Source organism: Clostridium sp. 1001270J_160509_D11 (assembly GCF_015667935.1).
Classification (GTDB): domain Bacteria; phylum Bacillota; class Clostridia; order Peptostreptococcales; family Peptostreptococcaceae; genus Intestinibacter.
On the sequence record NZ_JADPET010000066.1, the window covers coordinates 1 to 15,757 of the forward strand.

Annotated in this window: 11 protein-coding genes; all 11 read left to right on the forward strand. The window is 31.3% G+C overall.

Annotation, left to right across the window (positions count from 1 at the left end):
* The first annotated feature begins 30 nt into the window (after positions 1 to 30).
* The 11 genes from I4U58_RS07715 (at position 31) to I4U58_RS07765 (ending at position 15,742) form a co-directional block, all read left to right on the forward strand.
* On the forward strand, positions 31 to 1,248 hold the full coding sequence (locus tag I4U58_RS07715; protein WP_195930717.1) for an amidohydrolase: 1,218 nt from the start codon (positions 31 to 33) through the stop codon (positions 1,246 to 1,248).
* Between the two features lie 39 nt (positions 1,249 to 1,287).
* Complete coding sequence (locus I4U58_RS07720; RefSeq protein WP_330593117.1) at positions 1,288 to 2,841, forward strand: AbgT family transporter; 1,554 nt, start codon at positions 1,288 to 1,290, stop codon at positions 2,839 to 2,841.
* Between the two features lie 185 nt (positions 2,842 to 3,026).
* Positions 3,027 to 4,217 (forward strand): M20 family metallopeptidase, encoded by a 1,191-nt coding sequence (locus tag I4U58_RS07725; RefSeq protein ID WP_207743847.1) that lies wholly within the window; start codon positions 3,027 to 3,029, stop codon positions 4,215 to 4,217.
* A gap of 201 nt (positions 4,218 to 4,418) precedes the next feature.
* Positions 4,419 to 5,660 (forward strand): serine hydroxymethyltransferase, encoded by a 1,242-nt coding sequence (gene glyA, locus I4U58_RS07730; RefSeq protein WP_195930718.1) that lies wholly within the window; start codon positions 4,419 to 4,421, stop codon positions 5,658 to 5,660.
* A 136-nt stretch (positions 5,661 to 5,796) separates the two neighbouring features.
* The gene (gene mgtA / locus I4U58_RS07735; RefSeq protein WP_195930719.1) at positions 5,797 to 8,454 is read left to right on the forward strand and encodes a magnesium-translocating P-type ATPase; all 2,658 of its coding nucleotides are present in this window, start codon (positions 5,797 to 5,799) and stop codon (positions 8,452 to 8,454) included.
* 14 nt (positions 8,455 to 8,468) lie between these two features.
* Positions 8,469 to 8,969 carry a winged helix-turn-helix domain-containing protein gene (locus I4U58_RS07740; RefSeq protein WP_195930720.1) on the forward strand — a complete coding sequence of 167 codons (501 nt, stop codon included), beginning with the start codon at positions 8,469 to 8,471 and terminating at the stop codon, positions 8,967 to 8,969.
* Between the two features lie 191 nt (positions 8,970 to 9,160).
* Entirely contained in the window at positions 9,161 to 11,929 is a 2,769-nt protein-coding gene (gene mgtA / locus I4U58_RS07745; protein ID WP_195930721.1) for a magnesium-translocating P-type ATPase, read from the forward strand.
* Between the two features lie 15 nt (positions 11,930 to 11,944).
* A complete protein-coding gene (locus I4U58_RS07750; protein ID WP_195930722.1) occupies positions 11,945 to 12,103 on the forward strand; it encodes a hypothetical protein in 159 nt (52 codons plus the stop codon).
* 246 nt (positions 12,104 to 12,349) lie between these two features.
* Positions 12,350 to 13,852: a glycerol kinase GlpK gene (gene glpK / locus I4U58_RS07755; RefSeq protein ID WP_195930723.1), complete on the forward strand. Its 1,503-nt coding sequence runs from the start codon at positions 12,350 to 12,352 to the stop codon at positions 13,850 to 13,852.
* Positions 13,853 to 14,034: 182 nt separating this feature from the next.
* Positions 14,035 to 14,964, forward strand: a complete 930-nt coding sequence (locus tag I4U58_RS07760; protein WP_195930724.1) for an LD-carboxypeptidase — start codon at positions 14,035 to 14,037, stop codon at positions 14,962 to 14,964.
* Between the two features lie 25 nt (positions 14,965 to 14,989).
* Positions 14,990 to 15,742, forward strand: coding sequence for an HAD family hydrolase (locus I4U58_RS07765; protein WP_195930725.1), 753 nt, complete (start codon positions 14,990 to 14,992; stop codon positions 15,740 to 15,742).
* The last annotated feature ends 15 nt before the right edge of the window (positions 15,743 to 15,757 follow it).

Consider the following 15,757-nt stretch of genomic DNA (forward strand, 5'->3'; position numbering starts at 1 on the left):
ATTAAAAATAAACATTTTAGGGGGACATTTATGAATCAAAAACTAAATGAGTTATGGGAAAAACATCATAAAAGAGTTTATGATATTAGACATCAACTTCATATGAATCCAGAATTGGGATTTCAAGAGTATGAAACTTCTAAATTAATAGCAACTGAGCTTGAAAATTTAGGAATTGAAGTTACTAGAAATGTTGCAAAAACAGGTGTTGTAGGCTTAATAAAAGGTGAACATCCTGGAAAAACTGTAGCACTTAGAGCAGATATAGATGCGTTAAGTATCAATGAAGAAACAGATTTTGAATTTAAGTCAAAAGTTCCAGGCGTAATGCACGCATGTGGTCACGATGGACACACAGCAAGTCTTTTAGGTGTTGCAATGATGTTAAATGAGATGAAAGATGAGCTACATGGTGATGTAAAATTAATATTCCAACCAGCTGAAGAAGTTGAAGGTGGGGCATTACCTATGATAAAAGAAGGCGTTTTAGAAAATGTCGATGCAGTGTTTGGTGGACATCTATGGGGAGCTATTAAAGAAGGAAAAATAGGAGTTAGACATGGAGCTTTAATGGCATCACCAGATATATTTACTATAAAAATAATCGGAAAAGGCGGTCATGGTGGAGTACCTCATGCAAGTGTTGACCCAGTTCCAGTAATGGCTCAAATTATAAGTGCATTACAAACGATAGTAAGTAGAAAAAATGATCCAACAAATCCACTTGTAATATCTTGTTGCAATGTTCATGCAGGTGAATGTCACAATGCTATACCAACAGAGGCAGTAATCCAAGGAACTGTAAGAACATTAAACAACGAAACTAGAGATTTTGCAGAAAAAATGATGGAGCAACTCGTAAAAGGTATTGTCGAGTCACAAGGTGCAACTTATGAATTTGAATTTATAAGACAATTCCCACCGCTAATAAATGACAACGAAGCGACAGATATAATAGAAGCATCTGCTAAAAAAGTAGTAGGAAGTGAAAATGTATTTGAAATTCCAGCACCGAGTATGGGTGGAGAGGACTTTGCATTTTTTGCACAAGAAAGACCTGCATCATTTGTATTTGTAGGAATGGCAGAAGATGAAGAAAATCCAATACTACATCACAACTCTAAGTTTAAATGGGAAGATAGAAATATGAAGAACTTAGCACAAACTTTAGCTCAAGTTGCTATAGATTATTTAAATCAAGAAAATGATGAAAGTGATGATTTGGAATTTGAAATGATAGCATTTTAATAAATGAAAATTATTTTATATATAAGTGGAGGAGTACATTTGGAATTAAGAAAAGAGAAAGAAGTTGTAAAAAAACCAAGTTTATTTATGAGGTTTTTAAATAGGGTCGAAATAGTGGGGAATAAATTGCCTGACCCAGTAACTATATTTGTTATTTTATGGTTTTTAATTATAGGGATATCAGCTATAGTAGCTAATTCAGGTGTTACAGCGGTTCACCCAGGTACTGGCGAAACTGTTGCAGCAGTAAACTTACTATCAAAAGAACAAATGCAATTATTTTTAAAAAATGTAGTTAGTAACTTTACAAGCTTTGCGCCATTAGGATTAGTTTTAGTTACGATGCTTGGTGCAGGACTTGCTGAAAAAGTTGGTATGATGGAATCATTATTAAAATCATTTGCGGGTAAAATACCGCCACAACTTGTTACAGCAACTACTATATTAGTAGGGATAGTAGCAAACTGTGTTGCAGATGCAGGGTTTGTTGTATTCCCACCGTTAGCAGCATTAATATATTTAGGAATAGGTAGACATCCATTAACAGGTATGTTTGCAGCTTATGCAGGTGTTGCTGCAGGTTTCTCTGCTAATATAATAATATCAATGTCAGATGCATTAGTTGCAGGATTTACTATACCAGCAGCACAAATCATAGAGGCATCATATACAAGTACACCAGCGATGAACTACTATTTCTTATGTGCATCATCTGTATTATTAACAGTAGTAGGTACATTTGTAACTGAAAGATATATAGCACCTCGTTTTGATGGAACTCCATATGAAGATACTGGATATGATGCAACAGCAGAAGTTACAGGTAAAGAAAAGAAAGCTTTAAAATATGCAGGATTAAGTGTATTAGTATTTGTTGTAATAGTAGTAGCATTATGTATAGGGCCAAATGCATTTATGGCTGATACAGAGACAGGTTCATTAGTATCATCAAATTCAACACTAATGGCTGGTATGGTACCACTTATAACATTATTATTCTTTATACCTGGTGTTGTATATGGTGTTGTTGCAGGAAAAATCAAAAGTGATAAAGATGTTGCAGCATTATTATATGATTCAATTTCAGGGATGGGTTCTTACATAGTATTAGCTTTTGCAGCTGGACAATTTTTAGCATTATTCAACGCATCTAACTTAAGTTCATTACTTGCGATAATCGGTGCAGAGTGGTTAGAAAATGTCGGATTAACAGGTCCAACATTAATAATTGCATTTGTTTTATTCTCAGGTGTAATAAACTTATTTGTTGGAAGTATGTCTGCAAAATGGGCTATAATGGCACCAATATTTGTGCCGATGTTTATGTTATTAGGTTATTCACCAGCATTAACTCAAATAGCATATAGAATAGGGGATTCAATAACTAACCCAATATCTCCTATATTTACATATTTCCCAGTTATACTTGCATATGCTAAAAAATATGACAAAGACATGGGAATCGGTACAATTATGTCGGCTATGTTACCATATTCATTGGTATTTGCAATAGCTTGGATATTATTACTACTAGTGTTTATAGTATTTAACTTGCCATTAGGAATCGGTGGAAGTATATATAGGACTATGTAGGAAATTAATCTGATTTATAAACTTAAAATTAGAATACTTATTACATTTTAAAGAGCTATATCAGATTTGAGATAGCTCTTTAATTCAATTTAACAAAAATATAATTTAATCAACAGATAATATATGTATAATTAAAAAAGAAGAATTATTATAGCAAAATTGATTTAGGAAATGAGGTATAAAAAATGGAGGCAATATTAAAAGTGGATATAAAAGAATTGGCAAGAGAATATAGAGATTATGTTATATCTCTTAGAAGACATTTTCACCAATACCCAGAGCTTAGTTTAGAAGAATTTGAAACTAGTAAAAAAATAAAAGAAGAATTAGAAAAAATGGGGATAGAATATGTAAGTGCTGGAGGGACTGGTGTTATAGCTGATATAAAAGGAAGCAAACCAGGAAAGACGATAGCATTAAGAGCAGATATGGACGCACTACCAGTTGAAGAACTTACAGAGTGTGATTTTAAATCAAAAATAGATGGAAATATGCATGCTTGTGGACACGATTCACATATGGCGATGCTTTTAGGAGCAGCAAAAATACTTAATGGAATGAGAGATCAAATAAACGGTACAGTTAGATTAATATTCCAACCAGCAGAAGAAAACGCAAAAGGTGCACCTGCAATGATAAGAGATGGAGCAATTGACGGTGTCGACAGTATATTTGCAATACATATATGGGCACAAATTCCTGTAGGTAAAGTTTCACTAGAAGCTGGGCCAAGAATGGCATCAACAGATTGGTTCTATATAGATGTAAAAGGTAAGGGTGGACACGGTTCACAACCAGAAAACTGTATAGATGCTGTTGTTGCAAGTTCTGCAATAGTTATGAACTTACAGACATTAGTAAGTAGAGAGACAAGACCGCATAATCCGTTAGTTCTTTCAATAGGATTATTACATTCAGGAACTAGATTAAACGTTATAGCGGAAGAGGGTCGTATGGAAGGAACGACTAGATGTTTTGACCCTGAGCTTAGAAAACAACTTCCTATAAAAATGGAGAGAATAATAAAAAACACTGCTGAGGCATTTGGAGCAACAGCAACATTAGAATACGACTTTGCAGGTTCAGCAGTAGTAAACGACGAGAGATGCTCAGAAATTGGACAAGCCTCTGTTGAAAAAATACTAGGCAAAGATGGAAACTACCAATTTGAAAAAGTTACAGGTGGAGAAGATTTCTGTTTTTATTTAGAACAAATTCCAGGAGCATTAGCATTTGTAGGATGCAAAAATGATGAAAAGCAATGTTGTTATGCCCATCACAATGGAAGATTTGCAATAGATGAAGATAGTTTAGAAATAGGTACTGCATTATATGCTCAATATGCAATTGATTTTTTAAATAAATATGAAAAATAATTATCTTATATAATAAAATATAAAAACATATAAATTAGACTTTACAATTGTTTTGAAATATTAAAATTGATATACTGAATACTATAATATTTTGACAAAATTTATTTAAATATAGAGGTTTATAAAGTGTAAAAATTCTCTATAAACTATCTAATATATGTCAAAATAAGAACTTAAAGGGGTTACATATAGGAGGATAAGATGTTTGAGAATTTAAAAGCTTCAGATCCTGAAATATATGCAAGTATGAAGAGGGAATTAGAAAGACAACAAAGAAACATAGAGCTAATTGCTTCAGAAAATATAGTTTCAGTTCCAGTTATGGAGACAATGGGGAGTCATTTAACTAATAAATATGCAGAAGGATATAGTGGTAGAAGATATTATGGTGGATGTGAATATATAGATGAGATAGAAACATTAGCTATAGATAGACTTTTAGAAATATTCGGTGGAGAACATGCAAATGTCCAACCACATTCAGGTGCTAATGCAAACTTAGCAGTTTATTTTGCAATGCTTAAACCAGGGGATAAAGTAATGGGGATGAATTTATCTCAAGGTGGTCACCTAACTCATGGTTCACCGGTTAATATATCAGGGAAGTACTTTGATTTTACTGAATATGGTGTAGGAGAAGATGGAAAAATAGATTATGATGAAGTTAGAAAAACTGCATTAGAAGTTAAACCAAAAATGATAGTTGCTGGGGCGAGTGCATACCCTAGAGAAATAGATTTTAAAAAATTTAAAGAGATAGCAGATGAAGTAGGGGCTTATTTAATGGTAGATATGGCCCATATAGCAGGTCTTGTGGCTGCTGGTCTTCATCAAAATCCAGTAGAAGTTGCAGATTTTGTAACTACTACAACACATAAAACATTGAGAGGGCCTCGTGGTGGAGTTATAATTTGTAAAGAGAAATACGCAAAAGCAATCGACAAAGCCGTATTCCCAGGAATACAAGGTGGTCCACTTGAACATATAATTGCTTCAAAAGCAGTTTGCTTTAAAGAAGCACTACAACCTGAATTTAAATCTTATCAAACTCAAGTTGTAAAAAATGCTAAAAAGTTAGCAGAAGAATTAGATAAAAGAGATTTTAAATTAGTTTGTGGAGGAACTGACAACCACTTACTACTATTAGATTTCACAAATAAAAATATAACAGGAAAAGAAGCAGAAAAACTACTAGATGAAGCATATATAACAGTAAATAAAAATGCTATACCAAACGACCCATACGGAGCAAATGTTACAAGTGGTATAAGAATAGGTACACCAGCAGTAACAACAAGAGGTATGGTAGAAGAAGATATGGAAGTAATTGCAGAAGCTATAGATTTATGCTTAACTCATAAAAATCAAGACAAAGCTAGAGAATTAGTAATAGGTCTTACTAAAAAATATCCATTATATGAGGAATATAATTTAATGGACTAAAAATCTTGAGACTATAAAATCTCCCTTTTTGCAGATAAATATATTTGCTAGGAGGGAGTATTTTTATGTTTAAACAAGAAAAAAGCAAGAATTTAATTTTATCAAGCATGATACAATAAAAAAGGAGGTGAAGTTTATGAAAACGGGAAGTCAGATTCAAAGTCGTGTTAGTGAATATGCTAAGAAAGATATTTCACAAATGTATAAGGATTTTAATATAAGTGATGATGGGTATAATCAACAACAAGTTCGTTTTAATAGAGATATATACGGTCTGAATATTGATGATAAGAAAATAGAAACTACTTTATATAGATTTTTTAGATCTTTTAATAATCTTTTCAGTATGATTTTATTAGTTTTAATTTTAGTTTCTTTTTTTACTGATGTGATATTTACTTCTAACTATAGGCGTAACGCAACAACTTGTTTAATGCTAGTTATAATATTCTTAATTAGTGGATTTGTACGATTTATACAAGAAATGCGTTCAAAAAAAGCGGTTGATTCATTGATTGAACTTATTAATATAAATGTTCAGACACGCAGAAATGGAAAGTGGCAAGAAATTTCATCAAATGAATTAGTTGTGGGAGATAGAGTGAAATTTTATGCTGGAGATAGAATACCAGCAGATATACGACTTATAAAGTCTAATGAACTATTTATTTCTCAATCTATGTTAACTGGAGAGAGCATAGTAATTGAAAAAAATACTGACATAGTAGATAAAAAAGAAAGTATAAGTTTAAATGATTACAACAATATTGTTTTTTCAGGCTCTTTAGTTATTGGTGGAATTGGAGAAGGAATTGTACTAGCAGTAGGCAAAGAAACTGTTTATGGAGAAATTAGTAGAGATGTAAATATTCGCAAGAATGGATTTGACAAGGGGGCAAATTCGATAGCAGGTGTATTAATTAAATTTATTGCTATTTTAGTACCTTTTGTATTTATTTCATGTGGATTAGTTCAAGGTAACTGGCTATCAGCATTTTTATTTTCATTATCAGTAGCAGTAGGATTAACACCGGAGATGCTTCCTATGGTCATAAATGCCTGCCTTGCAAAGGGAAGTTCTGTTATGGGGAAAAAGGATACCATTGTAAAAAATATTAATGCAATGCAGGGCTTTGGAAGTATGGATGTTCTTTGTGTCGACAAAACAGGAACATTAACTGGAGATAAAATAGTTTTAGAATATTATATAGATATTTTGGGAAATGAAAACAAACAAGTATTAGAGTATGCTTATTTAAATAGTCTATATCATACAGGTGTTAAAAATCATTTAGATGATGCGATTTGCCATGTTGAAAGAATGCCGAATTTTAATTATTTAGAACTATTAAAGAAGTATAAGAAATTGGACGAGTTACCATTTGATTATAATAGAAAATATGTTAGCGTATTGTGTGAAAATAACATAAATGAAAAATCGAATTTAAATAATAAAAATTTATTGATTGTAAAAGGCGATGTTGAGACAGTATGCAAAAAATGTACATATGCTGAATATAGAGGTGAAGTTTATCCCATGGATATACAAAGTGTTCATCATATTATTGATGAAATGCAAGAAGATGGGATGAAGGTCATCGCTGTTGCTTATAAAAATATTAATAAAAAGTATATTATGCCAGATGATGAAAATGATTTAATACTACTTGGGTATTTAACATTTTTTGATGCTCCTAAAAAAAGTGCACAAGAAGCAATAGAACAATTAAAAAAATTGAATGTACCTATTAAGGTTTTAACAGGAGATAGCGAAAGGGTTGCTTTATCAGTTTGTAGACGACTAAACTTAGATACAGATAACGTAATCGTTGGAGAAAAACTATCTGAGTTAAAAGATGATGAGTTATCAATATTATGCGAAAAGACAACAATATTTGCACAATTATCTCCTAAGCAAAAGGCAAAAATAATTAAAATTTTACAAGAAAATGGGCATACAGTAGGATTTTTGGGAGATGGAATGAATGATTTACATGCCATATTGCAATCAGACGTTGGAATATCAGCAGAAGGGGCAACAGAGGCATTACAAGAAGCTGCAGATGTAATATTATTAAAAAAGGATTTAAATGTTTTAGAAGAAGGAATATTAGAAGGCCGTAAAGTTTTTGTAAATATGAGTAAGTATATTCGTATTACTGCATCTTCTAATTTTGGTAATATATTAGCTGTAGTTATTGCAAGTGTTTTACTTCCGTTTTTCCCAATGACTTCGATACAATTATTACTTTTAAATTTATTATATGATGTTTTATGTTTGATTCTTCCATGGGATAATGTTGATGAGGAATTATATTGCAAGCCAAGAGATTGGTCGGGCAAAACTTTAGGGCGATTTATGTTGTTTTTTGGACCAATTAGTACAATTTTTGATTTAACAACATTTGCATTTTTATTCTTATGGTTATGTCCAACAATAAGTGGAGGGACATTTACAAGTCTAAATCATGAGTCACAACAAACATTTATTACATTGTTCCAAACAGGGTGGTTTTTGGAATCAATGTGGTCTCAAGTTTTGATTTTATATTCATTGCGTTCAAAGAAAATACCATTTATACAAAGTAAACCAGCCAAACCAGTTATTTTAGTTACTATTATAGGAATTATTCTATTTACCATTATGACTATAATACCAATTGGACGTTTTGTAGGTCTTACAAAAATGCCTTTAAGCTATTTTGCATTTTTACTACTAGTTGTATTGCTTTATATATCATTAGTAAGTATTGCAAAATCATGGTATGTAAAAAAATATAAGGAATTAATATAAGGGGGGGAGTTTAAATGAAAAAGAAAATTGAATTTGCTAATTTAACTTCTTCTCTAGCTAGTTGGCTTTTAGAAAAATTAAAGGCTGCACCACTAGATGTAGGTAATATAGATGAATTTAAAGAAGGTATAGAAGGGTTATTAGATGGAAGTAATAATAGTTTAATGTTAGAGATAGACGATGATACTGTTTATGAAGAACATTGCTTTGATGTTATAGAGATTGGGGATCTTACAATAAGACCTAAAGAGAGAAGAGTTCTTTGTAATACTCAAGAAATTTCACTAACTCCTAAAGAATATGATATTTTATTATTTCTTGTAAAAAATAGAGGTGAAGTTCTAACAAAAGAGCAGATTTATCAAGCTGTGTGGGATAGTGAATACCTGCTAGATGACAGTAATATTATGGCTTTTATAAGGAAATTAAGAAAAAAGATAGAGCCAAATCCAGATGCACCAATATATATTTTGACGATTTGGGGAATAGGATATAAATTTAATGATGATTTATAAAACTGAATACATCGCAAGAAAAATGCAAGAATTTCGCAATGGAATTACTTGCATTTTTTTCTTATACTTTTAGTTGTAAATCAGAAAGGAGGGAGAATATAAATGGACCCTGATGGTAAGAGAAAAAACAATATAGCAACCCGGTGAAATATTAATATATCGGATTGCTTCTTAAAAAGGAGGTAATTACGATGAATAAAAAAATGATAAAAAACAATATAGCTACTAATAAAGTAACAGAAAATCAAATCGTAAAAAAAGAACAAGAAAGTCGCATTCATTTTGCGGCAACTCAACCAATAAAAACAGTATTAGACTCTTTAGAAACAACATTAATAGGATTAGATACTGAAAATGTATCAAAACACCGCCATAAATATGGAACAAATAAGATAACAAAAGAAAAGAAAAAATCTTTATTTTCTAGACTTGCAGATGCATTTGTAAATCCTTTTACAATAATTTTATTTTGTCTAGCACTTGTATCATGTGTAACAGATATGATACTACCTTATTTTTCGCTATTTGGAAGTAATCCAGATGAATTTAATTGTTTAACAGTAGTAATAATTGTGACAATGGTCGTTATCTCTGGAACACTTCGATTTGTACAAGAATCTAGAAGTGGTGATGCAGCAGAAAAGTTATTAGATATGATTACAACAACTTGTACAGTTACAAGAAAAGAGCAAAAACAAGAAATAAAACTTGAGGAAGTTGTAGTAGGGGATATAGTCTATTTATCAGCTGGTGATATGATACCTGCAGATGTACGTATTATAGAATCAAAAGATTTATTTGTGAGCCAAGCTAGTTTAACTGGGGAAAGTGAGCCTATTGAGAAATTAGGAAATATCCAAGAAAAAAATGAAAATATTACAGAATATAATAATATTGCTTTTATGGGAAGCAATGTTATTTCAGGAACTGCTACAGCTGTTGTGGTTTCTGTAGGAGATTCTACTTTGTTTGGATCAATGACAGTATCAGTTGCACAAGAAGCGGTAGAAACTAGTTTTACAAAAGGTGTAAATGCTGTTTCTTGGGTACTTATTCGCTTTATGTTGATTTTAGTTCCTGTTGTATTCTTTATAAATGGAATAACAAAAGGGAATTGGTTAAATGCATTTTTGTTTGCTATTTCTATAGCAGTTGGATTAACACCAGAGATGTTACCAATGATAGTGACAACATGCCTTGCAAAAGGGGCAGTGGCAATGAGTAAAAAACAAACTATAGTTAAAAATTTAAATTCTATTCAAAATTTTGGGGCTATAGATGTATTATGTACTGATAAAACAGGAACCTTAACACAAGACAAAGTAGTTTTAGAATATCATCTTAATATAAATGGAGATGAAGATATGCGTGTGCTTCGTCATGCTTATCTAAATAGTTATTTCCAAACAGGATATAAAAATTTAATGGATTTAGCTATTATTGAAAAAACTGAAGAAGCAGAAACTAAAAATAGGGAATTAATTAATCTTTCTAATCACTATAAAAAAGTAGATGAAATACCTTTTGATTTTAATCGCCGACGTTTATCTACTGTTGTAGAAGATATAAATGGTAAAACACAAATGGTTACGAAAGGCGCAATTGAAGAGATGCTATCAATTTGCTCATATGTTGAGTTTGATGGAAAAGTTCAAAACTTGACAGATTCACTATGTAAAAAAATTATAAAAACAGTTGATGATTTAAATGAGAAGGGATTTAGAGTTCTTGGAATTGCACAAAAAAGCAATCCATCACCAGTTGGAGCTTTTGGAGTAAAAGATGAATGTGAGATGGTATTATTAGGATATCTTGCATTCTTAGACCCACCAAAAGAATCTACGGCTGATGCAATACGTACGTTAAAAGAATATGGAATTGCAACAAAAATTTTAACTGGAGATAATGATAAAGTAACACGTACTGTATGTAAACAAGTAGGATTAGAAGTAAGAAATATGCTACTTGGTTCAGATATAAATCGCATGTCAGATGAAGAGTTAGCAAATATAGCAGAAACAACAGATGTATTTGCAAAATTAACGCCGGATCAAAAATCGAGAGTTGTAACTGTTCTTCGTCAAAATGGACATACAGTTGGTTTTATGGGAGATGGAATCAATGATGCAGCGGCAATGAAATGTGCAGATATAGGAATTTCTGTTGATACAGCAGTTGATGTAGCAAAAGAATCAGCAGACATTGTACTATTAGAAAAAGATTTGATGGTATTAGAAGAAGGAATCATTGAAGGTAGAAAGACATATGCAAATATGATTAAATACATTAAAATGACTGCATCATCTAACTTTGGAAATATGTTTTCTGTTTTAGCAGCATCAGCATTATTGCCATTTCTACCAATGATGAGTATACATCTTTTATGTTTAAATTTAATATATGATTTATCATGTACAGCTATTCCATGGGATAATGTAGACGAGGAATTTATTAAGGTTCCTAGAAAATGGGATGCGTCTTCAGTAGGTAAATTTATGATGTGGATGGGACCAGTAAGTTCAATATTTGACTTTACAACTTATATTTTTATGTACTTTGTATTTTGTCCAATATTTGTATCACATGGAGTATTATATAATGATTTAGCAAGTGTATATAGTGGAGCAGAGTTAATGCAAATGCAATTTAACTATATAGCTATGTTCCAAGCTGGTTGGTTTGTAGAATCAATGTGGAGTCAAACACTTGTTATTCATATGATTCGTACACCAAAGCTACCATTTATTGAAAGCAGTGCATCATTACCTGTGAGTTTATTAACCTTAACTGGAATTATAGTATTAACAGTTATACCATTTACACCACTTGGAACAATACTAGGCTTTGTTTCATTACCAGGCGCTTATTTTGCTTACCTAATACCATGTATAATAGCGTACATGTTATTGGCAACTAGTATAAAGAAAGCTTATGTGCGTCATTTTGGGGAATTGTTATAGAGGAGGTATGTTAAAATGAATTGGAATAATATGTGGAATACACTTTTTAATACAACAGAGTTATTTGGAATTAACATGGGCTTTTGGGTTTGCTTACTGATAATTATAATTATAGTAATATTGATGAATGTAGTATTTTGGAGTATGAAGCCTTTAAATGCTATTGAAAAATAAAATTATTTTTTTGAGAGTTCGGAAAATTTTCGGACTCTCTTTTTGTTTATTAAATGTGTTACTATTTAATAGTAGTCAGTTTTTTTGATATAATGGACATATTTTGTAAACTATAATAATATATATAGGTACGATTTATTAAAATACATACAACTTATTCAAATCATAAAAGTTTTATAGATAAATTACAACGGATTTATAATAAATATATTTTTTTAATAAAAGAAAATATGAGAGGAGATAACGATGAGTAAGTATATTATGGCACTGGATGCTGGGACAACTAGTAACAGGTGTATATTATTTAATAAAAAAGGTCAAATAATTAGTGTAGCACAAAAGGAATTCACTCAATATTTTCCGAAGCCAGGTTGGGTTGAGCATGATGCAAATGAAATATGGTCATCTCAACTTGGTGTTGCTGTAGAAGCTATGGCAAAAATCGATGCAACTGCAAATGATATAGCTGCTATAGGAATAACTAATCAAAGAGAGACGACAATAGTTTGGGATAAAAATACAGGTGAGCCAATATACAATGCAATAGTATGGCAATGTAGGAGAACTTCTCAATACTGTGATAAATTAAAAGAAAAAGGACTTACAGAGAAATTTAGAGAAAAGACAGGTCTTATAGTAGATGCTTATTTTTCTGGAACAAAATTAAAATGGATATTAGACAATGTAGAAGGTGCTAGAGAAAAGGCAGAAAACGGAGATTTATTATTTGGAACGGTGGAGACTTGGCTAATTTGGAAATTAACTAAAGGCAAAGTACATGTTACAGATTACTCAAATGCATCTAGAACTTTACTTTTTAATATTAAAGAATTAAAATGGGATGACGAAATTTTAGCTGAATTAAATATTCCAAAATGTATATTGCCAGAAGTAAAACAATCTAGTGAAATATATGGATATTGTGATCACTCATTCTTAGGAGGGGAAATCCCAATATCAGGGGCAGCAGGAGACCAACAAGCTGCTTTATTTGGACAAACTTGTTTTAATGCTGGTGAGGCTAAAAATACATTTGGAACAGGTTGCTTTATGCTTATGAATACAGGTGAGACACCAGTTTATTCAGAAAATGGTCTTGTTACAACTATAGCATGGGGACTTGATGGAAAGGTAAACTATGCACTAGAAGGTTCGATATTTGTAGCTGGAGCTGCTATACAATGGCTTAGAGATGAACTTAGAATAATAGAATCAGCAGCAGATTCTGAACATATGGCAAATATGGTAGAGGATACTAATGGATGTTATGTAGTACCTGCATTTACAGGGCTTGGTGCACCACATTGGGATCAATATGCAAGAGGTGCAATAGTAGGTTTAACTCGTGGAGTAAACAAATATCACATAGTTCGTGCAACTTTAGAATCGCTAGCATTCCAAGTAAATGACGTTTTGGAAGCTATGAAAGTCGACTCAAAAATAGAATTAGAATCATTAAAGGTTGACGGAGGAGCAAGCCAAAATAACTTATTAATGCAGATGCAATCAGATATAATAAATGCTCCAGTAAAGCGTCCAAGATGTGTTGAAACTACAGCTATGGGAGCTGCATATCTAGCAGGATTAGCAGTAGGATATTGGAAAAGTAAAGAAGAAGTTATTAAAAACTGGGAGATAGATAAAGTATTTACTCCTCAAATATGTGAAGAAAATAGAACTAAAAAGATAAAGGGCTGGCACAAGGCAGTCGGATGTTCATATGGATGGGCAAAAGAAGACGAAATTTAAGTTTGATATAGATAAATATATAAGTTAAAAATAAGCCTTTATAAATATAAAGGTTGAAAAAGAGTATTGCTAAATATTAACGTATTTAAGATAAAGTTAATATTATAATAGTATAGTAGTTTATATAAAAAATATCCCTATGGAATAAATCCATAGGGTTTTTAAATGAAAGGATTAGTATTATGATATTGCCAAAAAGACTTAAAAAAGGTGATACAATAGGTGTCATCGCTCCTTCAGGGCATTTGCGTGAAGTCAATATTGATGATGTTGAAAAATCATTAATAGAAAGAGGATACAAAGTAAAAATGTATCAAAGTTGTTACTCTGTAGATAGAGGATATCTTTCAGGAAAAGACGATTTAAGAGCAAAGGACTTACAAGATGCATTTGAAGATAAAGATATAGATGCAGTATTTTGTATAAGAGGTGGATATGGAGCAGCGAGATTATTGGATTTAATAGATTTTGATATTATTAAAAACAATCCAAAAATATTTTTAGGATTATCTGATATAACTGCTCTTCATATAGCATTTAATCAAAAATGTGATTTAGTAACTTATCATGGACCAGTAGGTAGACGATTTGTGGATATGGATGAATATACGGAAGAGTCAGTATTTCAAAATTTATCTGCAGACTTCGAGATAAATTTTGAAAATCCAAAAGGCGAAGAAATAATAACTTTATATGATGGAAAATGTCAAGGTGAGATAGTTGGGGGAAATTTAAGCTTGATAAATACATCTCTAGGAACTGAATATGAAATAAATACTAAGGATAAAATATTGTTTATAGAAGAAACTAGCGAATATGTTTACAATGTAGATAAAATGATAAACCACTTACACATGGCAGGTAAATTTGAAGATTGTAAAGGTATTATATTTGGCGATTTTGATAATTGTAGAAAAGTCAGAGATGAAGATTGGTCAGTTGAAGATATAGTAGATGAAATAGCAAAACTATATAAAAAACCAACAATTTATAATTTACAAAGTGGACATTGTCTTCCAGTTGGAACAATTCCAATGGGTGCTATGTGTTATTTAGACGCTACTAATAAAACAGTTAGATTTGATTATTCAAATTGTGAAGATAATAAATAATATAAATATCAACTAAGGAGAAAATATGGAAAAAATCACAACAGTATTATTCGATTTAGATGGAACATTAATCCCCTTCGATCAAAAGGAATTTATAGAATCTTATTTATACCTTATATCCAAAAAATTCGTTCCAATGGGATACGATAAAGATATGCTTATAAAAGCATTGTGGGATGGAACGGGAAATATGATCAAAAATGATGGGAAAGTAATGAATAGAGATATATTTAAATCTACTTTTACAGAGTTGATGGAAAAAGAATACGACGAAATGGAAGGGGATTTCATGGAGTTTTATGAAAAAGAATTTGACGATGTAAAAGAAACTCTACAAGAAGAAGTAGATAGAGCTGAATTTATAAAAACTATAAAAGACAAAGGGTTAAAAGTAGTTTTAGCGACAAATCCAATATTTCCAAAGGCGGCAATAAAAACAAGACTAAATTGGATAGGTCTTAGTGTAGATGATTTTGACTATATTACAACTTTTGAAAATAGTCACTATTGCAAGCCAAATTTAGAATACTATAAAGAAATTTTTAAAAATATAAATTCAAAACCTGAAGAGTCTATAATGGTTGGAAATAATGCATTAGAAGATATGATAGTTAGCAAATTGGGGGTTAGGACTTTCTTGATTACTGATAATCTTGAAAATCCTGAGAAAATAGATATAAATAAATTTGAAAATGGAAACTTTGATGATATAGCAGCTCCCCCACCAGTTTTAGGGTCTCCAATTCTTATACTTACATCTTCATGTTGCTCAAAGTAACAATTTTCTAGTGTA

Bases quoted from the DNA above. Each gene is read 5' to 3' on its own strand.
- I4U58_RS07715 (WP_195930717.1), top strand. From the start codon at position 31: ATGAATCAAAAACTAAATGAGTTATGGGAAAAACATCATAAAAGAGTT.
- I4U58_RS07725 (WP_207743847.1), top strand. From the start codon at position 3,027: ATGGAGGCAATATTAAAAGTGGATATAAAAGAATTGGCAAGAGAATAT.
- glyA (WP_195930718.1), top strand. From the start codon at position 4,419: ATGTTTGAGAATTTAAAAGCTTCAGATCCTGAAATATATGCAAGTATG.
- mgtA (WP_195930719.1), top strand. From the start codon at position 5,797: ATGAAAACGGGAAGTCAGATTCAAAGTCGTGTTAGTGAATATGCTAAG.
- I4U58_RS07740 (WP_195930720.1), top strand. From the start codon at position 8,469: ATGAAAAAGAAAATTGAATTTGCTAATTTAACTTCTTCTCTAGCTAGT.
- mgtA (WP_195930721.1), top strand. From the start codon at position 9,161: ATGAATAAAAAAATGATAAAAAACAATATAGCTACTAATAAAGTAACA.
- I4U58_RS07750 (WP_195930722.1), top strand. From the start codon at position 11,945: ATGAATTGGAATAATATGTGGAATACACTTTTTAATACAACAGAGTTA.
- glpK (WP_195930723.1), top strand. From the start codon at position 12,350: ATGAGTAAGTATATTATGGCACTGGATGCTGGGACAACTAGTAACAGG.
- I4U58_RS07760 (WP_195930724.1), top strand. From the start codon at position 14,035: ATGATATTGCCAAAAAGACTTAAAAAAGGTGATACAATAGGTGTCATC.
- I4U58_RS07765 (WP_195930725.1), top strand. From the start codon at position 14,990: ATGGAAAAAATCACAACAGTATTATTCGATTTAGATGGAACATTAATC.